General features: G+C 63.1%; 16 protein-coding genes and 4 tRNA genes. 15 read left to right on the forward strand and 5 right to left on the reverse strand.

Annotated elements, in window-relative coordinates:
* Position 1: 1 nt before the first annotated feature.
* The 6 genes from tmk to AN401_RS09120 all read left to right on the forward strand — a co-directional run bounded on the left by tmk (position 2) and on the right by AN401_RS09120 (position 4,586).
* Complete coding sequence (gene tmk / locus AN401_RS09095) at positions 2-625, forward strand: dTMP kinase (protein ID WP_094040985.1); 624 nt, start codon at positions 2-4, stop codon at positions 623-625.
* Positions 610-1,608, forward strand: a complete 999-nt coding sequence (gene holB, locus AN401_RS09100; protein ID WP_096779148.1) for a DNA polymerase III subunit delta' — start codon at positions 610-612, stop codon at positions 1,606-1,608. The genes tmk and holB overlap by 16 nt, the downstream gene beginning before the upstream one ends.
* Complete coding sequence (locus tag AN401_RS09105) at positions 1,598-2,392, forward strand: TatD family hydrolase (RefSeq protein WP_094038839.1); 795 nt, start codon at positions 1,598-1,600, stop codon at positions 2,390-2,392. Before holB ends, AN401_RS09105 begins: the two co-directional genes overlap by 11 nt.
* A gap of 148 nt (positions 2,393-2,540) precedes the next feature.
* Positions 2,541-2,954, forward strand: coding sequence for an NfeD family protein (locus AN401_RS09110; protein ID WP_094038838.1), 414 nt, complete (start codon positions 2,541-2,543; stop codon positions 2,952-2,954).
* 17 nt (positions 2,955-2,971) lie between these two features.
* Positions 2,972-3,925: an SPFH domain-containing protein gene (locus AN401_RS09115; protein WP_094038837.1), complete on the forward strand. Its 954-nt coding sequence runs from the start codon at positions 2,972-2,974 to the stop codon at positions 3,923-3,925.
* A 385-nt stretch (positions 3,926-4,310) separates the two neighbouring features.
* Positions 4,311-4,586: a YebG family protein gene (locus tag AN401_RS09120; protein ID WP_094038836.1), complete on the forward strand. Its 276-nt coding sequence runs from the start codon at positions 4,311-4,313 to the stop codon at positions 4,584-4,586.
* A 4-nt stretch (positions 4,587-4,590) separates the two neighbouring features.
* On the opposite strand, the gene AN401_RS09125 is transcribed toward AN401_RS09120, so the two are convergent.
* Entirely contained in the window at positions 4,591-6,324 is a 1,734-nt protein-coding gene (locus tag AN401_RS09125) for an ABC transporter ATP-binding protein (RefSeq protein ID WP_232513421.1), read from the reverse strand.
* Between the two features lie 128 nt (positions 6,325-6,452).
* On the opposite strand from AN401_RS09125, the gene AN401_RS09130 reads away from it, so the two are divergent.
* The 8 genes from AN401_RS09130 to AN401_RS09165 all read left to right on the forward strand — a co-directional run bounded on the left by AN401_RS09130 (position 6,453) and on the right by AN401_RS09165 (position 19,386).
* On the forward strand, positions 6,453-6,911 hold the full coding sequence (locus tag AN401_RS09130; protein WP_094038834.1) for a GAF domain-containing protein: 459 nt from the start codon (positions 6,453-6,455) through the stop codon (positions 6,909-6,911).
* A gap of 87 nt (positions 6,912-6,998) precedes the next feature.
* Positions 6,999-7,544 carry an RNA chaperone ProQ gene (gene proQ, locus AN401_RS09135; RefSeq protein WP_094038833.1) on the forward strand — a complete coding sequence of 182 codons (546 nt, stop codon included), beginning with the start codon at positions 6,999-7,001 and terminating at the stop codon, positions 7,542-7,544.
* Positions 7,545-7,554: 10 nt separating this feature from the next.
* Positions 7,555-9,561, forward strand: a complete 2,007-nt coding sequence (gene prc, locus AN401_RS09140; protein WP_094038832.1) for a carboxy terminal-processing peptidase — start codon at positions 7,555-7,557, stop codon at positions 9,559-9,561.
* A 77-nt stretch (positions 9,562-9,638) separates the two neighbouring features.
* Complete coding sequence (gene pepN / locus AN401_RS09145; RefSeq protein WP_096779150.1) at positions 9,639-12,245, forward strand: aminopeptidase N; 2,607 nt, start codon at positions 9,639-9,641, stop codon at positions 12,243-12,245.
* Entirely contained in the window at positions 12,245-12,466 is a 222-nt protein-coding gene (locus tag AN401_RS09150; RefSeq protein ID WP_096779151.1) for a DUF2835 family protein, read from the forward strand. Before pepN ends, AN401_RS09150 begins: the two co-directional genes overlap by 1 nt.
* 317 nt (positions 12,467-12,783) lie before the next feature.
* Positions 12,784-17,619 (forward strand): NAD-glutamate dehydrogenase, encoded by a 4,836-nt coding sequence (locus AN401_RS09155; RefSeq protein WP_096779152.1) that lies wholly within the window; start codon positions 12,784-12,786, stop codon positions 17,617-17,619.
* A 57-nt stretch (positions 17,620-17,676) separates the two neighbouring features.
* Positions 17,677-18,684 carry a quinone-dependent dihydroorotate dehydrogenase gene (pyrD, locus tag AN401_RS09160; protein WP_096779153.1) on the forward strand — a complete coding sequence of 336 codons (1,008 nt, stop codon included), beginning with the start codon at positions 17,677-17,679 and terminating at the stop codon, positions 18,682-18,684.
* A 165-nt stretch (positions 18,685-18,849) separates the two neighbouring features.
* Positions 18,850-19,386 carry a cell division protein ZapC gene (locus AN401_RS09165; RefSeq protein WP_094038827.1) on the forward strand — a complete coding sequence of 179 codons (537 nt, stop codon included), beginning with the start codon at positions 18,850-18,852 and terminating at the stop codon, positions 19,384-19,386.
* 12 nt (positions 19,387-19,398) lie between these two features.
* Here the strand turns inward: AN401_RS09165 and AN401_RS09170 are convergent.
* The 4 genes from AN401_RS09170 to AN401_RS09185 all read right to left on the reverse strand — a co-directional run bounded on the left by AN401_RS09170 (position 19,399) and on the right by AN401_RS09185 (position 19,851).
* Positions 19,399-19,475 (reverse strand) — tRNA-Met (locus tag AN401_RS09170).
* 50 nt (positions 19,476-19,525) lie between these two features.
* Positions 19,526-19,602: transfer RNA gene (locus AN401_RS09175), tRNA-Met, on the reverse strand.
* A gap of 51 nt (positions 19,603-19,653) precedes the next feature.
* Positions 19,654-19,730: transfer RNA gene (locus AN401_RS09180), tRNA-Met, on the reverse strand.
* A 44-nt stretch (positions 19,731-19,774) separates the two neighbouring features.
* Positions 19,775-19,851, reverse strand: a tRNA-Met gene (locus AN401_RS09185).
* A 181-nt stretch (positions 19,852-20,032) separates the two neighbouring features.
* Here AN401_RS09185 and rlmKL point away from each other — a divergent pair.
* Positions 20,033-22,141: a bifunctional 23S rRNA (guanine(2069)-N(7))-methyltransferase RlmK/23S rRNA (guanine(2445)-N(2))-methyltransferase RlmL gene (gene rlmKL / locus AN401_RS09190; RefSeq protein WP_094038826.1), complete on the forward strand. Its 2,109-nt coding sequence runs from the start codon at positions 20,033-20,035 to the stop codon at positions 22,139-22,141.
* The last annotated feature ends 4 nt before the right edge of the window (positions 22,142-22,145 follow it).

Genomic DNA, 22,145 nt, shown 5'->3' on the forward strand with positions numbered 1-22,145 from the left:
CATGAGCCGCTTTATCGTGATCGAAGGGCTGGAAGGGGCCGGCAAGAGCACGGTCCAGCACCATGTGGTGGCCTGGCTGCAGGCCCGGGGCTGCACCGTGATCACCACCCGCGAGCCGGGCGGTACGCCGTTGGCGGAGAAGATGCGCGCCTTGGTGAAGGAAGTGCACGACGAGCCCCTGACCATGGAGGCCGAGCTGCTGCTGATGTACGCCGCCCGGGTGCAACTGGTGAAGAACCGCATCCAGCCGGCCCTGGCCGCCGGCACCTGGGTGGTGGGGGACCGGCACGATCTTTCTTCCCAGGCCTACCAGGGGGGAGGGCGCGGCATCGAGGCCCGCCTGATCCGCCAGATCAAGGAGGCGGTGCTGGGGGATTTTGCCCCGGACCTGACCCTTTACCTGGACATCGACCCGGCCCTGGGTCTGAGCCGCGCCCGCGCCCGGGGCGAGCTGGATCGCATAGAGCGGGAGCAACTCGGCTTTTTTGAACGCACCCGCGAGCGCTACCTGGAGCTGGTGTTGGCAGACCCGCGTTGCGAGTTGATCGACGCCAGCCGCAGCCCGGACGAGGTCAAGGCCGCGGTGCTGGCCTGCCTGGAGCGACGCCTGTGTACCCTTGGCTGAGTGCGCCGTTTCTGCAGTTGCAGGCGCTGGTGCGGAGCGGGCAACTGGGGCATGCCCTGTTGCTGAAAGGCGGGGAGGGCATGGGCAAGGGGGAACTGGCGAAGGAATTGTCTCGCGCTTTGTTATGCCAACATACTGATGTTGCCCCCTGTGAACACTGCCATGCCTGCCGGCTCCATGCCGCCGGCAGCCACCCGGATCTCCATGTGATCGGCGGCGAGGAACGCAGCATAGGTATCGACGCGATCCGCGGGCTCGGCCAGGTGCTGGCCGAAAGCGCCCGGCTGGGCCACGGTAAGGTGGCGGTGATCATCGGGGCCGAGAGGATGACCGAAGCCGCCGCCAACGCCTTGCTCAAGACCCTGGAAGAGCCGGCGGGGGAGGCGACCCTGGTGCTGACCAGCTCCCGGCCGGAGCGGCTGCTGCCGACCATTCGCAGCCGCTGCCAGCAGTGGCTGTTGCCGTTGCCGGCTCCCGCCATGGTACTCGACTGGCTGGCCGGTGAAGGCCTGGCGGGCAGCCAGGCCGCGCTCAATCTGAACCAGGGGTCGCCCCTGCATACCCGGGACTACCTGGCCCGGGGCGAGGATCGACAACGGCAGCAGCTGCTCGAACAGTTTGTCGCCCTGGCCGGGCAACCGGGGCCGGGGATCGCGGCCTTGCAGTCGGCCCTGCTGGAGCGGCCGGCGCGGTTGCACTGGCTGCACCTGCTGTTGCAGGACGCCCTGCAGCTGGCTCTGGAAGTCCAGGCGCCGCTGCGCCTGGACGATGCCGAGCCGCTGAGCCGGCGCCTGAGCCGGCTCGGCCCGGCAGCGCTCGACACCACCCTGGCCGCGCTGGTCGAACTGAGGCACACCCTGCAGCCCGCCGCCGGTCGGCCGCTCAACGCCGGCCTGCAGCTCGGGCTCTGGCTCGGCCGCTGGACCCGGCCGGCCGTCGCTTATCATCAAACAACCCATTCAGGAGACGGTTTTGCTGGTTGATTCACACTGCCATCTGGACAAGCTCGATTACGGCAACAAGCATGCGAACATGGCCGAGGCCATCGACAAGGCCGCCCGGCGCGGCGTCGACCACATGCTGTGCATCGGGGTCGGCCTGTCTTCCTTTCCCGCCATGCTCGAGGCCATAGCGCCCTTTCCCCAGGTGTTCGCCTCCTGTGGCGTGCATCCCCTGCACCAGCAGGACGAGCAGAACGATCCGGCCCTGCTGCGCCGGCTGGCTGCCCATCCGGCGGTGGTGGCGGTGGGGGAAACCGGACTCGACTATTTCTATGCTCCCGAGACCGCCGCGCTGCAGCGGCAGGCTTTCGAGCAGCATGTCGAGGTGGCGGTGGATCTCGGCAAACCGCTGGTGATCCACACCCGCAGTGCCCAGCAGGATACCCTCGACATCCTGCGGCAGGGGGGGGCGGACAAGGTCGGGGGCGTGCTGCACTGCTTTACCGAGTCGCTGGAAATGGCCGAGGCGGCCATGGAACTCGGCTTTTATATTTCCATTTCGGGCATCGTCACCTTCCGCAGCGCCGATGCCCTGCGCGAGGTGGTGAAGGCACTGCCCCTGGAGCGGCTGCTGCTGGAAACCGATTCCCCCTGGCTGGCCCCGGTGCCGTTCAGGGGCGAGGAGAACGAACCGGCCTATACCCGTACCGTGGCCGAGTTTGTGGCCGGGCTCAAGGGCGAGAGCCTGGAGCGGGTGGCACGGCAGACCACCACCAACTTCTTCGAGCTGTTCAAGCTGGCCAGGCCGGTGCCCCCGAGCACCTGACGGCCGTGCCGAAAACCTGGGGGAGCGGCCTGGCCACCGCCGGCCGGGCCGTTGCGCTCCCTCACGCCTCACGCTCATTCATTCCCATCCGACTCCAGCTCCTCTATAGTAAGACTGTCCCGTTTGTCTCTTGTGGAGGAAATCACCCTTGCTTGCCTGGCATCTCTGGCTGATCGCCGCCTTGTTGTTGTTTCTGGGGGAATTGCTGGGTACCGGCTTTTTCGCCTTCGCCATGGGGCTGGCGGCCCTGGTGGCCATGGTGGCGGCCCTGCTCGATGCCGCCGCCATCTGGCAGTGGTTTACCTTCGCCATCGCCGCCGCCGTGCTGGCTCCGCTGCTGAAACGGCTGTTCCGCCTGTTGGCTCCCTCCCGGCGCACCAGCTTTCTGGCCGGCGAAAGCCGCAAGCAGCAGGGCGAGCTGGTGTTATTGCCCTCGGGTGAGTTCCGGCTGAAGCTTGAAGGGGATCTCTTTCTGGTGCGCAGCGAATCGGGCGCCCCCCTGACCGCCGGGCAGTGGGTCAGGGTGCGCCGTTTCGACGGTATCACCGCCATCATTGATTAACCGAAGAGGATGCGTCCATGGATGCCATGTTAGTGATAATGCTCGTGTTTGCCCTGCTGGTCGTGGTGCTGCTGATCAAGGGGCTGATGATAGTGCAGCAATCGGAAGCGGTCGTGATAGAACGGCTCGGCAGCTATCAGAAGACCCTGACCCCCGGTGTCAACTGGATCATTCCCTTCGTGGACAAGCCCCGTTCCATCAAGGTGCGTCGCTACCAGGCCATCGGCGGCGAGAACGTGGCCGTGGTGCAGGAAGAAACCCGCATCGACCGGCGTGAAACCGTGCTCGACTTTCCCGCCCAGTCGGTGATCACCGCCGACAACGTCAGCGTGACCGTCAACGGCGCCCTCTATTTTCAGGTGATCGACCCGGAACGGGCGGTGTACCAGACCGAGAACCTGATCCAGGCCATCGAGATCCTGGCCAAGACCTCCCTGCGGTCCGAAGTGGGACGGATGGAGCTGGACAAACTGTTCGAGTCACGCCAGGAGATCAACGACAAGCTGCAAATCGTGATGGATGAGGCAGGCAACAAGTGGGGGGTCAAGGTGACCCGGGTCGAGATCCAGGACATCAACATTCCGGTCGAGGTGGAAGACGCCATGCGCAAGCAGATGGCGGCCGAGCGGGAACGCCGGGCCCTGGTACTGCAGGCCAGCGGGGAGCGGGAAGCCGCCATCGCCCGGGCCGAGGGGGAGAAGCGCTCCAACATCCTGGTGGCGGAAGGGGAGCGGGAAGCCGCCATCCTGATGGCCGACGGCCAGCGCCAGGCCATCGACAAGGTCCTCTCTGCCGGCAACGAGAAACTGGATCCACAACTGGTGGTGGGCTATCTGCTGGGCCTGGAGTACCTGAAAACCCTGCCGGAAATCGGCAAGCAGGGCGACCGGGTGTTCCTGCCCTACGAGGCCAGCAGCGTACTCGGCGCCGTTGGCAGCATAGAGGCGTTGCTGAAGGGTACCTCGAAATAACGACTCTCTCCGGGAAGCCATTGGCTTCCCGTCTTCTTCGCTTTTCATTTCACATAATATGTTCTGGTGCGAAGTATATCAGCGGTGAGATGGCGGCGGGTGCCCGTCCGCCATTGCCGCCGTCTCGGCGCAAAAAAAGCCAGGTACAAAATCCGTGTACCTGGCCTAGGGGAATGGCTCATATGCTGAGCCGTGCGCTAGTGAGAAGGCACCAAAGGTGCACTTCACCCTAAACTATTGGTCAGAATCCCCCAGCATGCCAGCCAGAGGGGAAAAAAGTTGACCGGTCATCGACGTTTATTGCGTGCTTATGCCGGGAGCCATGGGGGCTTGCCAGTGCTCCCGGATAAATGTACTGTATATGTATACAGATAAGGAGTCGGTTATGGCAGTCACGATACAATACCTGGTAGTCAGAAACGGAATTGAAAAAATGAGCTTTACCAACAAGAAAGACGCGGACGCCTACGATCGCCTGCTCGATCTGGCCGAGCACCTGGACGAACTGCTGGCGGCGGCGCCGGTGGCGCTGGGCGAGGAGGAGAGGGAGGCGCTGGCCCTCTATCTGGCCCAGCACCAGGATCAGTTGTCGGGTCCGAAGAAAAAGTCCGCCCCAAAGGCAAAGGCGGACAAGGCGGCCGACATCAAGGCGGTGGCCTGAGCCCTCAATAGTAGAGGGTGCGGTAGAGGCCCGGCTGCTCCAGCAGTTCGTGGTGAGTGCCGGACTGGCTGATCTTGCCGTCCTCGAACACCAGCACCCGGTCCGCCTGGCGTACCGAGCTCAGCCGGTGCGCCACTATCAGGGTGGTCCTGCCGCTCAGGAATGCCGCCAGCGCCTGGTGCAGTTTCTGCTCGGTTTCCGTGTCCAGTGCCGAGGTGGCTTCGTCCAGGATGACGATGGCCGGGTTCTTCAGCACCATGCGGGCGATGGCCAGGCGCTGTTGCTGACCGCCGGACAGCCGCACCCCGCGACGGCCGATTTCCGTGTCCAGCCCCTGCTCCATGGCGGCCACCACCTCATCCAGTTGGGCGACCTCGAGTGCCCGCCAGAGGGCCGCGTCCTGATGTTCGTCCCCCAGGCAGAGGTTGGATCTGACCGTATCGTTGAACAGCACCGGCTGTTGCAGCACGGTCGCCACGTGTTCGCGGATGGTGGCGAAACCGATGTCCTGGCTGCGGATCCCGCCGAAGCGGATCTCGCCCTCGTCGGCCGGATAAAGCCCCAGCAACAGCTGGATAAAGGTGGATTTGCCGCCGCCGCTGGCCCCCACCAGGGCCACTTTTTCCCCGGCCCGGATCTGCAGGTTTACATCGTCCAGCACCTTGCGCTCGCCATTGTAGGAAAAGCTCAGGCCGCGGACTTCTATCGGCAGCGTGGTCTCGCCGGCAAAGGGATTGATGCCGCCCGAGGGCTCGGGCTCGCCGCCAAGGGAGAGCAGCCGGTTGATGCGTTTGAGGGCGGCGCTGGCGGCGTAGAAGGAATACTGCATGTTGAGCAGATCCTGCACCGGCCCCATCATGAACCAGAGGTAGCTGAACACCGCGAAGATCTGGCCCACGGTCAGATCGGTGTAGAGCACCATGATCATGCCCACCGCCCGGAACAGCTCCACCCCGGACAGGAACAGCAGAAAGCTGGCCCGCCCGGCGGCCTCGCTCTTCCAGGTGTAGTCGATGGCGGTGTCGCGCACCCCGCGGGCCCGGTCGATCACCCGCAGCAGGTAATGCCGCTCCCGGTTGGCGGCCCGGATCTCGTGGATGCCGTCCAGGGTTTCCACCAAGGCCTGCTGGAACAGCTCGAAGGCACTGTTTTCGTTGCGCTTGAGGTGCTTGACCTTGGCCCCCAGGCGGCTGGAGAAGTACACCACCACCGGATTGAGCAGCAGGATGAAGAGCCCCAGCTGCCAGTTGATCAGCAGCAGCACCACCGCCGTGCCCACCACGCTCAGCAGGCTGATCAGCAGCCGGCTCAGGGTGTCACCGAGGAACTTGTCGAGGGTTTCCACGTCGGTGACATAGTGGGAGCTGACGCTGCCCGCGCCGATGGCCTCGAAGGAACGCAGGGGCGTCTTCATCAGTTGCCGTGCCAGACGGCGCCGGATCTGAAAGGTCAGGTGCTTGGCCACCCGGGCGAACTGCCGGCCCTGGATGATGTTGAACACCAGCGCCAAAGCGCGCAGCAGCAGGGTGACCGCCAGTATCGCCAGTATGTAGCCGACCCCGGTCTGCCAGGCGGCGGGCAGTACCCGATCCAGCCAGGCCAGCAGGATCCCCGGGGTATCCAGCAGCACTTCGTCCACCAGCAGCGGCATCAGCAAGGGTACCGGCACCGCCAGCAGGGTGCCGATCAGGGCGAAAAGGTGGGCGTGGAGCAGCAGGGTGCGATGGCGTTTCATCATGCGGACGATATCCGGCCACTGCAAAACCGGAGAGCTGACACTTTTTTTATCCATCAATCACCATCATCGGGTTTTCATTTGGAGAAAGGGCAGGTAAGTTAGGCCAAAATAAACGACGCTTTCTTTTTATGTCCGAAAAATCCGCATTTTATCAAAGCCTCACCGCCCAGGCACTGGCCCTGTGCGAAGGCGAACCCAATCGCATCGCCAAGCTCGCCAACCTCTCCGCCCTGCTCAACCTGGCCCTGGACGACATCAACTGGGTCGGCTTCTACCTGCGCGAGCAGGACGTCCTGGTGCTGGGGCCCTTCCAGGGCAAGCCCGCCTGCGTGCGCATCCCGGTGGGCAAGGGGGTATGCGGTACCGCCGTGGCCAGTGGCCGGGTCCAGCGTGTCGCCAATGTACATGAATTTGCCGGCCATATCGCCTGCGACGGCGCCAGCAATTCGGAAATCGTGCTGCCCCTGGGGGAGGGGGAGGACATCTGGGCGGTGCTGGACATCGACAGCCCCCGCTTCGACCGCTTCGACGACGAGGATGAAGCGGGCCTGGCGCAACTGGTGAGCGCCGTGCTGCCCCTGCTGTAACGGCGGGGTCGCTTTTGTCGGTGCGCCCTTTATAATGAGCATGTTTCAATGGGCGGTACGCCCTTAGGTCCCAACCCAAGGTATTTCATGGAAAACTCGGAAAAACTCAAGAACAGCAAAGAAGTCATCGCCTACCTGGCGGAGCGCTTCCCCCAGTGTTTCGTCGCCACCGGCGAGGCCAAGCCGCTGAAGATCGGCATCTTCCAGGATCTGGCGGAGCGCCTGGCGGAAGATCCCAAGGTATCCAAGACCCTGCTGCGTACCGCCTTGCGTCAGTACACATCCAGCTGGCGTTACCTGCATGGCCTCAAGGCCGGCATGCAGCGGGTCGATCTGGACGGCAACCCCGCTGGCGAGCTGACCCAGGAGCATATCGACCATGCCAAGGGTGCGCTCAAGGAGAGCAAGGAAAAGGTGTTCGGTGCCCGCAAGGACAAGCCGGCGGCCAAAAAGCCGCGTCCCAAGGCGCGCAAGGTCGATCCTGCGAACTTGTCCGTGGAGCAGAATGTCAAAGTATTGCTGGGCAAGTCACCGGTTCCCGCTACCATTAAGGAAGTGACCCGGGATGATGTCCAGGTGGAGCTCAAGACCGGTATGTCGGTCCGCGTCAAGTTTGACCATCTTATTCTCTAAGGAGTAGGGTTTGACCAGTCACGGAATTCGTTTGTCTGTGGTAGCCGCCGGGCTGCTGGCGGCGTCGATGGCCTGGGCGGTACCGCCGGCCATCGAGGCGTCGGCCATTCCCGTTTTGGCGCCGGAAAGTCAGCATGCGGCCGCCAGCAAGCGGATTACCGCCCTGTTCACCCGCTCTCATTACCAGCAGTTCCAGCTGGATGACGCCTTCTCGGAAGAAATCTTCAATCGCTACGTCGAGAGCCTGGATTTCGGCAAGAACATCTTCACCCGGGACGATATCGCCCGCTTCAGCCGGTACAAGCACAGCTTCGATGATCTGCTGAAGGCCGGTCGGCTCGAAACCGCCTTCGAGATGTACAACGAGAGCCTGCAACGGCGTTACGAGCGCCTGGTCTACGCCCTGTCGCTGCTCGACAAGCCCATGAGTTTCGACGGCGACGAGCAGTACCAGTTCGATCGCAGCAAGGCCGACTGGCCCAGGGACAATCGTGAGCTCGACGAACTCTGGCGGCAGCGGGTCAAGTACGATGCCCTGAGCCTGGCCCTGGCCGACAAGGACTGGGACGAGATCAAGGACACCCTGGCCAAGCGTTACAACAACGCCATCAAGCGCCTGGTGCAGAGCGAGAGCGAGGATGCCTTCCAGAGTTTCGCCAACGCCTTTGCCCGCGCCATCGAGCCCCACACCAGCTACCTGAGCCCGCGCAATGCCGAACGCTTCGAGACCGAGATGAACCTCTCCCTCGAGGGCATAGGCGCCGTGCTGCAGGCCGAGGACGATTACACCGTGATCCGCTCCCTGGTGCCCGGCGGCCCGGCGGCCAAGTCCAGCGAGCTGCAACCCGAGGATCGCATCATCGGGGTGGGACAGAGCCCCGAGCAGATCGTCGACGTGATCGGCTGGCGGCTCGACGAGGTGGTGGATCTGATCAAGGGGCCCAAGGGCACCAGGGTCTGGCTGCAGATCCAGCGCGGCCAGGCAGTGGCCACCACGCCTCGCATCGTAGAGCTGATCCGCGACACGGTACGCCTGGAAGACAGGGCCGCCAGCGGCAAGGTCATCAAGGTAAACGGCGACAACATCGGCGTGGTCGAGATCCCCAGTTTCTACGTCAACCTGAGCGTGGACGTGACCAAGGAGATTGAAAAGCTCAAGCAGCAAGGGATCCGCGGCCTGGTGATCGATCTGCGCACCAACGGCGGCGGTGCCCTGACCGAGGCGTCGGCCCTTACCGGTCTTTTTATCGACAGCGGCCCCGTGGTGCAGATCCGCGACGGCCTGGGCCGTATCTCGGTCAACGGCGATGAAGACAACCAGCAGGTGTACGGCGGCCCCATGGCGGTGCTGGTGGACAGATACTCGGCCTCGGCCTCGGAGATCTTCGCCGCCGCCATGAAGGATTACGGCCGCGCCGTCATCCTGGGTGAGAACACCTTCGGCAAGGGCACGGTGCAGCAGCACCGCAGCCTGTCGCGCATCTACGATCTCTATGAAAACCCCATGGGCTTCGTGCAGTTCACCATCGCCAAGTTCTACCGTATCAATGGCGGCAGCACCCAGAACCGGGGGGTCAAGCCGGATATCCCGTTCCCCACCGCCATCGAGGCGGAGGAAACCGGTGAGAGCATGGAGAAAAACGCCTTGCCCTGGGACCAGATTTCCAGCCTCGATTTCGGGCGCATCCAGGATCTCGATCCCTACCTGCCCAAGCTGCGCCAGTGGCACCAGGCGCGTATCGAGCAGGATCCCGAGTTTACCTACATCTTCGAGGACATCCGGGAGTATCGCCGACTCAAGGACAAGGACTCGGTTTCCCTCAACCTGGCCGAGCGCAAGGCGGAGCTGAACGAGCAGGATGCCAAGTCCCTGGCCCGGCTGAACGATCGCCTGCGCCGTGCCGGCCTGGATCCGGTCGATTCCCTCGAGCAGGCGCCCAGCGATTTCGAGCCCGATGACAGCTATCTGCAGGAAGCGGCGCGCATCACCGCCGATCTGGCCAAACTGCTTGGCTGACCCTCAACCCGGATCCGGCGTGGCCGGATCCGGGCCTTCTTATTAAAGCCCGTGACGACTTTAACGAGATCTCCGCCATGACCCAAAGCAAACCCCAAGTTCAATATCGCGAAGATTATCAAGCGCCCCATTACTGGATAGACACCCTGGACCTGGACATCCAGCTGCACGACAGTGCCACCGAGGTGGTGGCCATCAGCCGCATCCGGCGCAATGGCGAGCACAGCGAGGATCTGGTGCTGGACGGCGAGCAGCTCGAACTGCTGCAGGTGGCCGTAAACGGGGTGGAGACCCGGCAGTATCAACAAACCGGGAACAGCCTGATCCTGTCCCAACTGCCCCCGGAATTCGTGCTCACCATCAAGACCCGCATCAATCCGGCAGCCAATACCGCCCTGGAAGGGCTCTACAAGTCGGGCTCGGCCTTCTGCACCCAGTGCGAGGCGCAGGGCTTTCGGCGCATCACCTACTACCTCGACCGGCCTGACGTGCTGGCCCGGTTCAGCACCCGCATCACCGCCGACGCCGGCCTCTATCCCTACCTGTTGTCCAACGGCAACCGGGTGGGGCAGGGGGTGCTCGACGACGGCCGCCACTGGGTGCAGTGGCAGGATCCCTTCCCCAAGCCGGCCTACCTGTTCGCCCTGGTGGCGGGGGACTTCGACGTGCTGCGCGACCGCTTCACCACCCACAGCGGACGTGAGGTGGCGCTCGAGATCTATGTGGACAAGGGCAACCTGCACCGGGCGGGGCACGCCATGGACAGCCTCAAGGCTTCCATGGCCTGGGACGAGCAACGCTGCCACCTGGAGTACGACCTCGACATCTACATGATAGTGGCGGTGGATTTCTTCAACATGGGGGCCATGGAAAACAAGGGCCTCAACGTCTTCAACGCCAAGTTCGTGCTGGCCGACGCCAGCACCGCCACCGACAACGACTACCTGGACATCGAGCGGGTGATCGGGCACGAGTACTTCCACAACTGGACCGGCAACAGGGTCACCTGCCGCGACTGGTTCCAGCTGTCCCTGAAGGAAGGACTGACGGTGTTCCGCGACCAGGAATTCTCCTCCGATCTGGGGTCGCGCACCGTCAACCGCATCCGCAACGTGCGCATCATCCGCGGTCCCCAGTTCGCCGAGGACGCCGGTCCCATGGCGCACCCGATCCGCCCGGACGCGGTGATCGAGATGAACAACTTCTACACCCTCACCGTGTACGAAAAGGGGTCGGAGGTGATCCGCATGCTGCACACCCTGCTGGGCGAGCAGGCCTTCCAGCGGGGCCTGGCCCTCTATCTGCAGCGTCACGACGGCCAGGCCGCCACCTGCGACGACTTTGTCGCCGCCATGAGCGAGGCCAGCGGCCGGGATCTGAGCCGCTTCAAGCGCTGGTATGGCCAGTCCGGTACCCCGGTATTGACGGTGACCGACCACTACGATGCCGAGGCCGGCCACTATCGCCTGACCGTGCGCCAGCACACCCCGCCGACCCGGGATCAGCAGGAGAAACTGCCGCTGCATATCCCGCTCAGCCTGGCGCTCTATACCGAGCAGGGCGAGCCGGTGCCGCTGATGAGCGGCGGCCGCGGCATAGGCCCGGTGCTGGACGTGCTGGAAGCCGAACAAAGCTTCCTGTTCGAACAGGTGCCTTCCCGGCCGACACCGGCCCTGCTGCAGGGCTTTTCCGCGCCGGTCAAACTGCACTACGACTACGGCGACGAGCAGCTGGCCCTGCTCGCCAAGTGCTGCCTGGACGAGTTTGTGCGCTGGGATGCGGTGCAGATGCTGGTCAACAAGACGGTGCTGGAGCAGGTAGCGCAGTTGCAACGCCAGCAGCAGCCGGCGTTGCCCCGGGTGCTGGTGGACGTGTTCCGCGCCACCCTGGAGGATGCCACCCTGGATCGGGCGCTCAAGGCGGAGATGCTGACCCTGCCGGATCTGGGCAGCCTACTGGAGCTGTTCGAGCAGGTCGACATCGAGCTGCTGGATCGGGTGCACCAGGGGTTGCAGCAAGACCTGGCCGTGGCCCTGCGCCCGCTGTGGCGGCAAGCCTACGAGGACAACCTGACGCCCGAGTATCGCATCGAGCATCAGGACATGGCGCGCCGGGCCCTGAAGAACGTGGCCCTCGGCTACCTGGCCCTGGCCGGGGAGGCGGAGCGGGTAGAGCGGCAATATGCCGCCGCCGACAATATGACCGACACCCTGGCGGCGATGAAGGCGGCGGTGCGTGCCGATCTGGCCGAACGCGAGGCGATGCTCGCCGACTTCGAGGCCAAATGGCGCCACGACGGCCTGGTGCTGGACAACTGGTTCCGGCTGCAGGCCACGGCGCCGGGGGCCGAGACCCTGGCCCGGGTACGGGAACTGATGCGGCATCCCACCTTCAGCCTGGGCAACCCGAACCGGGTCAGGGCGTTGATCGGGGCCTTCAGTGCCGGCAATCCGGTGCAGTTCCACCGCGCCGACGGCGCCGGCTACGATCTGCTGGTGGAGGTGCTGGAGCAGCTCAACCACAGCAATCCCCAGGTGGCCTCACGGCTGGTCACGCCGCTCATCCAGTCCGCCCGGCTGGACGAGGGACGCCGGCACCTGATCCGGGTCCGGCTGGAACGGCTGATGGCCCTGCCGGATCTGTCCCGGGATCTGTTCGAGAAGATCAGCAAGGCCCTGGCCTGATGCAGAGGCTGCGCTTTCGCCTGGCCATTTCCCAGGCGCAGTTGCTGCGTTATTACCAGGGGCGGGTCGCGGCCCTGTCGGTGAATACCGAACAAGGGCTGCGGCTGCAGGTGCCCCTGCACCATTTTCGCGGCTTCGTCGGCCACAACGGCCTGAACGGTTATTTCGAAATCGAGCTGGACGGGCAGAATAAACTGCAGCAGTTGAGCCGGTTGTCATAATCATCACCGCAAGTGCATAGAAAAAGCCCGTTTCTCGGGCTTTTTTCCTTATTTAATCGGGCGTTTTCGTTTATTAACGGGCGGCCCGCTTAATTATTCAAAATCGGAATAAAACAATTCATTTACTTTCAGCATATTCTTTCGTGAAAGTATTTTCATCCATTGTATATATTCCGCTCACAAGTGACCTGGTCGATATTTTTCGGCCTTAATTCACTGCATTTCTCGCATTCGGCCTGGGCCGGGCTTACACTGGGCGGGTCCCGTTGGGGCTACTCTCCCCATGGTTATTGCCTGTACCCGAGGAACACTACGCCATGACATTCAAAGACGCAGCAACATCCGTTTTGCTCGAAAACGTCAATCAATTGGTAGAAGACAAATTTTCCGATCACACCGCGCCACTGGTGAACACCTTTGTCAGCAAGCTTTACAGCGGCATGACCCACGATGACCTCAATCACCGTAACGACAGCGATCTCTACGGTGCGGCCATCAGCCTGTGGAACGCCTTCGAAACCCGTGCCGAGCAGGCACCCTATGTGCGGGTATACAACCCCGAACTTTCCCGCCATGGCTGGCAGTCTCCTCACACCATCGTCGAACTGATCATCAAGGACGCGCCTTTCCTGGTGGACTCCATCCGCATGGCGCTGACCCGCCTCGGCATCACCTCGCACCTGATGCTGCACCAGCCGATGCACCTTGTCCGCGACGAGCAGGGCAAGTTGCAGCGGATCCTCGGCCGCCGGGAGCAGGATCAGCAGAACCGGGTGGAAACCGCCTTCCTGATCGAGATCGATCGCCAGCCCGAGGCCGAGGCCCGGGAGCGGCTGCGCGACGAGCTGTTGTCGGTGGTGGAGGAAGTGGCATTGGCGGTGGGAGACTGGCAACCCATGGTCGACCGGCTCAACGACATCATCAAGGCGCTGCCCAAGCAGGCCAAGGGCACGGATCCGGATGACCTCAAGGAGACCCTGGCTTTCCTGAACTGGGTGGCGGATCACAACTTCACCCTGATGGGCTATCGCCGCTACAACGTGTCCGCCATCGAGGGTGACTACGAGCTGCTCCCCGAGCCCGAGTCCGGCCTGGGGCTGATGCGCAAGGCCCTGCACAGCGATGGCCTCAAGCTCAGCAGCCTGACCGCGACCGCCCGCGAAGCCGCGCTCAGCAAGGACATTCTGGTCCTGACCAAGACCAACCACAAGTCCCGGGTGCACCGGCCCGCCTATATCGACTATATCGGCGTCAAGCGCTTCGATGCCAAGGGCAATGTCGTCGGCGAGGATCGCTTTATCGGCCTCTACGCCTCCAGCATCTACAACACCAGTGCCATGCAGATCCCGCTGATCGGCGCCAAGCTCAAGCGCATCATCGACGCCTCCGGCCTGGAGCGCGGCTCCCATGCCTACAAGGCGCTGCTCAACATCCTGGAAACCTATCCCCGCGACGAACTGATCCAGGCCACCGAGAAGGAACTGCTCGACATCGGCATGGGCGTGCTCGGCATGCAGGAGCGGGACATGACCCGGCTGTTCGTGCGCCGGGATCTGTTCGGCCGCTTCTTCTCCTGCATGGTGTACGTCACCAAGGAGCGTTACAACACCGCCCTGCGGGAAAAGACCCAGCGTATCTTCCAGCGCTATTTCGGCTCCACCGAGGAGGTGGAATTCACCACCTATTTCTCCGAAGGCGTACTGGCCCGCACCCACTACCTGATCCGGGTGCAGAACAACTCTATGGACATTGATGTGAACGAGATCCAGGCAAACCTGATTGAAGCGGCCCGCAGTTGGGAAGACAAACTGGAGCAGTCCCTGTCCACCAGTTTCGGTGAAGCCGAGGGCAACCGGCTGAAGAACAAGTATCGCAACGCTTTCCCCCGCGCCTATACCGAAGAGGTGCTGCCGGGCTCGGCGGTGGCCGACATCGAGAAACTGGAAGCGCTGAGCGACGATGACAAGCTCGGCATGCTGTTCTACCGGGCTCAGGAAGAAGAACGCGATTCCAACCGGGTTCGGCTCAAGCTCTACCACAGGGCCGAGCCCATCCACCTGTCCGACGTACTGCCCATGCTGGAAAACATGGGGCTGCGGGTCATCGGCGAAACCCCCTATGAAATCGACTGTGCCGGCGAGACCTTCTGGATCCTCGATTTCTCCATGTTCTACACCGGCGCCCCGCTCGATCTGGATGCCAGCCAGGAGCGCTTCCAGAAAGCCTTCGCCCAGGTTTGGGCCAACGAGCTGGAAAGCGACGGCTTCAACCGCCTGGTGCTGGCCGCCGGCCTGTCCGGCCGGGAAGTCAGCGTGCTGCGCGCCTATGCCAAGTACATGCGCCAGACCGGCGTCAGCTTCAGCCAGAGCTATATCGAGGAGACCCTGTCCCGCTATCCGGAACTGGCCGGGCTGCTGTTCACCCTGTTCCAGCGCCGGCTGTCGCCCAGGCTCAAGCAGGATCCCAAGCAGATCCAGAAGCTGCACCAGCAGCTGATCGACGAGCTGGACAAGGTCGCCAACCTGGACGACGACCGCATCATCCGCCGTTACATGGAGATGATCGAAGCCACCCTGCGCACCAACTTCTACCAGCCGGCCGCCGACGGCCGCGACAAGCCCTACATCTCCTTCAAGATGGCGCCGGAGCTGATCAGCGAGATGCCGCTGCCACTGCCCAAGTTCGAGATCTTCGTGTACTCGCCGCGGGTGGAAGGGGTGCACCTGCGCTGGGGCAAGGTCGCCCGGGGCGGCCTGCGCTGGTCCGATCGCCGGGAAGACTTCCGTACCGAGGTGCTCGGCCTGGTCAAGGCCCAGCAGGTGAAGAACACCGTTATCGTACCGGTGGGCGCCAAGGGCGGCTTCGTGTGCAAGCAGCTGCCGGTGGGCGATCGCGCCGCCTTCCTCAAGGAAGGCCAGAACTGCTACCGCCTGTTTATCCGCGGCCTGCTCGACGTGACCGACAACATCGTCCAGGGTGAGGTGATCCCGCCCAAAAACGTGGTGCGTCACGACGAGGACGACTACTACTTGGTAGTGGCCGCCGACAAGGGCACCGCCACCTTCTCCGACATCGCCAACGAAATCAGTGCCGAGTACGGCCACTGGCTGGGCGATGCCTTCGCTTCCGGCGGCTCGGTCGGTTACGACCACAAGAAGATGGGCATTACCGCCCGCGGCGCCTGGGAATCGGTCAAGCGCCACTTCCGCGAGCTCGGCATCGACTGCCAGCAGACCGACTTCACCTGTGTCGGGGTCGGCGACATGGCCGGGGACGTGTTCGGCAACGGCATGCTGCTGTCGCCCCATACCCGCCTGGTGGGCGCCTTCAACCATATGCACATCTTTATCGATCCCGAGCCGGAGGCGGCGGCGACCTTCAAGGAGCGGGAGCGGCTGTTCCAGCTGCCCGGCTCAAGCTGGGATGACTACGATCGCAGCCTGATCTCCGAGGGCGGCGGCATCTTCCTGCGCTCGGCCAAGTCCATCAAGCTCAGTCCCCAGATGAAGAAGCTGCTGGGTACCCAGAAGGCCAGCCTGACCCCGACCGAGGTGATCCGTCATTTGCTGATGGCCGAGGTGGATCTGCTGTGGAACGGCGGCATCGGCACCTACATCAAGTCCCGCCGGGAGACCGACGCCGACGTGGGCGATCGCGCCAACGACGCGGTGCGGGTCAATGGCGAGGATGTGCGCGCCAGGATAGTGGGCGAGGGCGGCAACCTGGGCTGCACCCAGCTGGGCCGGGTCGAATACGCCGGCCATGGCGGCCGCATCAACACCGATTTCACCGACAACGTGGGCGGGGTGGACTGCTCCGACAACGAGGTCAACATCAAGATCCTGCTCAACGCCCTGGTCGACAAGGGTGAACTGACCAAGAAGCACCGGGATCAGATGTTGTACGACATGACCCAGGACGTGGCCGAGATCGTGCTGACCAACGCCTATCGCCAGTCCCAGACCATTTCCATCACCCAGCACAGGGGTGCGAGTCCGCTCAAGGAGCACCAGCGCTTTATGCAATGGCTGGAGCGGGAAGGCAAACTCGATCGCAATCTCGAGTACCTGCCGAGCGACGAAGAGCTGGCCGAGCGCATGGCCGCGGGGCGTGGCCTGACCCGGCCCGAGCTGGCGATACTGGTGGCCTACGGCAAAATGGTGCTGAAAGAGCTGCTCAACGTGCCCGAGCTGACCGACAACGCCTATGTCGCCCGCCTGCTGCCCGCCAGCATGCCGGCCCAGCTGGTGGAACGCTTCGGCGAGGCGCTGATGGAGCACCCGCTGCGGGGCGAGATCATCGCCACCCGCCTGGCCAACATCATGGTCAACGACATGGGCTTCAACTTCGCCAACCGCATGCAGGACGAGACCGGCGCCAGCATGAGCGACATCGCCGTCAGCTTCCTGATCGCCCGGGAAGTGTTCGGCATGAATGCCCTGCTGCGCGACATCGAGGCCCTCGACAACCAGGTGGCGGCCGAGACCCAGCTCGAGATGTTCTACCAGGTACGGCGCATGGTCCGCCGGGCCACCCGCTGGTTCCTGCGCAGCCGCAACCGCAACCTGGGCATCGAGGAAACCATCGCCCAGTTCAAACCGGCCTACGACACCCTGGCTGAGCACCTCTACGAGGTGATGGTGGACGCGGAAGTGACCGAGCACCAGGCCGCCGTGGCCCGCCTGGAAGCACAGGGGGTTCCCCCCTCGGTGGCGCGGCGGGTCTCCCACATGAGCAGCCTGTTCTCCGCCCTGGATCTGGCCCAGGTAGCGGCCGAACAGGAACGGGACATCCGGGTGGTGGCCGAGCTGTATTTCCACCTCGGCGCCGAGCTGGAGCTGCACTGGTTCCTGGATCAGATCAACCAGCAGGCGGTGGGCAACCACTGGCAGGCTCTGGCCCGGGCCGCCTTCCGCGAGGATCTGGACTACCAGCAGCGCAGCCTCACCTCGGTGGTGCTGAAAAACTGTAAAGCCCAGGGCGAATGCGCTAGTATGCTCGACCAGTGGCTTAATGAGCATGAGCAGTTGCTCAATCGCTGGCGACACCTGCTGGCCGACTTCAAGACCTCCGGCGCTCACGAATTCGCCAAGTTCTCGGTCGCCCTGCGCGAGCTGAACCTGCTCCATCTCAACTGCATGAACGCCGTCTGACGGTGTAAAACGCAAAAGCCCCGGCCATGACCGGGGCTTTTTTATGAGGAAAACAACGTGTATTCACTGGCTAAATCCCTGCTTTTTCAATGTGACCCCGAGCACGCCCACGAGCTGACCATCAAGGGTCTGGCCAAGACCCAGCACAGCCCCCTGGCGGCCCTGTACCGCCGGCCGCTGATCCAGAACCCGGTGCAACTGATGGGGCTGACCTTCACCAACCCGGTGGGACTGGCGGCCGGGCTCGACAAGAACGGGGACTGCATCGACGCCTTCGCCGCCATGGGCTTCGGCTTTATCGAGGTGGGCACCGTGACTCCGCGCCCCCAGGAGGGCAACGAGAAGCCGCGGCTGTTCCGGGTGAAGCCGGCGGAGGGCATCATCAATCGCATGGGGTTCAACAACCAGGGTATCGATTATCTGATTGAAAACGTGAAGCGCTCCCGTTATCAGGGCGTGCTCGGCATCAATATCGGCAAGAACAAGGACACCCCCATCGAGCACGGCAAGGACGATTACCTGATCTGCATGGAAAAATCCTATCCCCATGCGGGCTATATCACCGTCAATATTTCCTCGCCCAATACCCCGGATCTGCGCTCCCTGCAATATGGCGAGGTACTCGACGATTTATTGTCTTCCCTCAAGCAAAAGCAGAAGGAATTGGCCGAGCGCCATGGCAAATACGTGCCCCTGGTGGTGAAAATAGCGCCGGATTTGACCAGCGAGGAAATTGAGCAGATCGCCGACAGCCTGGTGCGCTTTGAAATAGACGGCGTCATCGCCACCAATACCACCCTGGATCGTTCCTTGATCTTCGATCTTCCCCACGCCTACGAGGCCGGCGGCCTGAGCGGCCGGCCGGTACAGGGCAAGAGCACCGAGGTGATCGCCGAGCTGGCCCGCCGCCTCGACGGCCGTCTGCCCATTATCGGGGTAGGGGGAATCGACTCCCTCACCGCGGCCCGCGAAAAAATGGCCGCCGGCGCCAGCCTGGTGCAGATTTATTCCGGTTTTATTTATCACGGCCCGGGCTTGATCCAGACCCTGGCCAGGCATCTTTAAAGCACGGACGGAAATGGACGGCGGCCAGGGAAGGCTTGCCGGCTCCCGGATAAAAATGGGTGCAAATGCGTCATATCGATGAAAGTTTGCTCCCTACCATGAAATACAATATATATTAAGGTGTTGGGGACGAGACTTTTCTTTTATTCACAAGGTGTGATCCGGATGCTGCTAAAACCAAACGACAGCTGGCGCTGGTTTCTCGGAGATGAGCGGCGCCTGATGCTGGATTTAGGGGAGGAGATGCTGTTCGCCACTCCTTACCTGCATAAACAGCTGGTCTGTGCCGAGGGCATGAGCCAGTGCTTTTCGGTGGAAGACACCGGCCTTTATTATACCTTTCTCGACAAGCTGGGCGGTATCCATGCGCCGGCGCAGCGGGTGCAGGCGGCCCTCAATGCCGTGGCGGTGGCCCGTTTCTACAAGCCATTGATGCCCCAGAGCTGGTTTTTCACGCAACAGGCGGATTATCACCAGCCCGAGCTGGGCGAGCTGATCGGCCTGGCGGTGGCGGGTGAACGGCTGACCCTGATGGTGGTGGAAACCTCGGCCTCGGCGTCGGTCTGTGTCTCCCTGTCGGTGCCGACCGCCCTGAACGACAGCAAGCAGTTGCCGACCTTCGGCGCCATCAAGGTAATGAACGACAGGTTGATAAGCCTCGAGGAAATCGAGCAGGAAGAAGAACTTCGCAGGGTAGGGTAAAACCGGAAAAATTGGTTGCGGGAGCCGGATTTGAACCGACGACCTTCGGGTTATGAGCCCGACGAGCTACCAGGCTGCTCCATCCCGCGTCCGGTATTTAACGTCTTGCAGTGTGCTTTCAGGCTGTTGTGCGTCAAGTTGGTTGCGGGAGCCGGATTTGAACCGACGACCTTCGGGTTATGAGCCCGACGAGCTACCAGGCTGCTCCATCCCGCGTCCGGTACTTAACGTCTTACAGCGTGCTTGTCAGGTTGTCTGTTATCAGGTTGGTTGCGGGAGCCGGATTTGAACCGACGACCTTCGGGTTATGAGCCCGACGAGCTACCAGGCTGCTCCATCCCGCGCCTGAACCTTGATAAGGTAAACCTTGTATTGCCTTTCCGAGAACTGGTTGCGGGAGCCGGATTTGAACCGACGACCTTCGGGTTATGAGCCCGACGAGCTACCAGGCTGCTCCATCCCGCGTCCTCAGGCTGCGTATACTAGTGATCCCCATCACTGAACGCAAGGACTTTGCCAGAAGTTTATTCCGGTTGCGCAATAATACCGCTATATGCCTATCTTCCGCGCAGGGCGGCGGCAATTTTTACAGCCCCCGGGCCGTTTCAGGTATAATACCGCCTTCTTTTATCAGACAAGCCTGACTATGCTGCCGTTTTTTGCTACCTGCCCCAAGGGGCTGGAATCCCTACTCACCGATGAACTGCAACAGCTGGGTGCCAGCGAGCTCCAGGAGACCGTGGCCGGCGTGGCCTTCCGGGGCAGCCTGGAAACCGCCTACCGCGCCTGCCTGTGGTCGCGGCTGGCCTCGCGCATCATGCTGCAGCTGGCCGACTTCACCATGCGCGACGACATGGATCTCTACCTGGGGGCGGCCAACATCGAGTGGGAGCGGCATATCCAGGAGGGCCAGACCTTCGCGGTGGACTTTTCCGGCGGCAACAACGCCATCACCAACACCCAGTACGGCGCCCTCAAGATCAAGGACGCCATCGTCGACCGTCTGAGCAAGCGCCGGGGCGAGCGGCCGAGCGTGGACAAGCGGGCGCCCGACATCCGCATCCTCGCTCACCTCAAGCGCAACCAGCTCAGCATCACCCTGGATCTGTCCGGCCCGGCCCTGCACCAGCGCGGCTACCGCCAGCAGGCGGGGGAGGCGCCGCTCAAGGAAAACCTGGCCGCCGCCATACTGCTGCGCAGCGGCTGGGACAAACGCGCCCCCCTGGTCGATCCCATGTGCGGCTCGGGCACACTATTAATAGAAGCGGCGCTGATGGCCGCCGATCAGGCCCCCGGCCTGCTGCGCCCACGGTTCGGCTTTATGGCCTGGTCCGGTCACGATGATGCCCTGTGGCAGCAGGTCAAGGCCGAAGCCACGGTGCGTGCCACCCGCGGCCTCAAGCAGGCCGAGCCGGTGCTGTTCGGTTTCGATCAGGACAAGCGGGTGCTGGGCTTCGCCCGGGACAACGCCGAGGCGGCCGGGGTCGCGGCGCTGGTGCGTTTCGAGCAGGGCAGCGTCGATGCCCTCACCAATCCCGCCGAACAGCCCGGCTGGCTGATTTCCAACCCGCCCTACGGCGAGCGCCTGAGCGAGTTTCCTTCCCTGCTCGGTCTGCACCAGGCCCTGGGCGACAAGCTGCGGGATCAGTTCAAGGGCTGGCATGTGAGCCTGATCTCCAGCTCCCCGGAGCTGCTCAGCTGCCTGCGGCTGCGGCCCGAGAAAAGCTACAAGCTGTTCAACGGCGCCCTGGCCTGCGAGCTGCGCAACTACCGCATCGCCGAGGATGCCAGGGCCGCCCGCCCGCTGGCGGAGGATTTCGCCAACCGCCTGGCCAAGAACCTCAAGGCGCTGGAAAAGTGGGCCAGGGCCGAGCAAATCGACTGCTACCGGCTGTACGACGCGGATCTGCCCGAGTACAACGCCGCCATCGACCGCTACCGGGATCACTTGGTGATCCAGGAATACGCGGCGCCCAAGAGCATCCCCGAACACAAGGCCCGGGCCCGCTTCTTCGATCTGGTGCAGGCCACCATGGCGGTGACCGGGGTGCCCGGCGACAAGGTGGTGCTCAAGGTGCGCGCCCGGCAGAAGGGCACCGAGCAGTATGAAAAGCTGGACCGGCGCGAACAGTGGATGGAGGTGCAGGAGCACAACGCCCGCCTGCTGGTCAACCTGTACGACTACCTGGACACCGGCCTGTTCCTGGATCACCGGCCCATCCGCAAGCGGCTGGGGGAGCTGGCCCGGGGCAAGGACTTCCTCAACCTGTTTGCCTACACCGGCACCGCCACCGTGCACGCCGGCCTGGGCGGCGCCAAATCCACCACCACGGTGGACATGTCCCGCACCTATCTGGCCTGGGCCGAGCGCAACATGCAGCTCAACGGCCTGACCGGCCGGCGCCACCAGTTTATCCAGGCGGACTGCCTGGGCTGGCTGAGCCAGTCCGGCGCCGATTACGATCTTATCTTCGTCGATCCGCCGACCTTCTCCAATTCCAAGCGGATGGAGGACAGCTTCGATGTACAGCGGGATCATGTGGAGCTGCTGCACCTGCTGAGCAAGCGGCTGCGCCCGGACGGGCTGTTGATCTTTTCCAACAACAAGCGCCACTTCAAGCTGGATCACGGGGCCCTGGCCGAGCTGGGACTGGCGGCGAAAGACATCACCAAGGCCAGCCTGCCCAAGGATTTCGCCCGCAACCCGCAGATCCACAACTGCTGGGAAATCCGCTGGAGCCAACCCCATGAGTGACCGG

Origin of the sequence: Zobellella denitrificans, from assembly GCF_002407485.1 — a bacterium.
Lineage (GTDB): Bacteria > Pseudomonadota > Gammaproteobacteria > Enterobacterales > Aeromonadaceae > Oceanimonas > Oceanimonas denitrificans.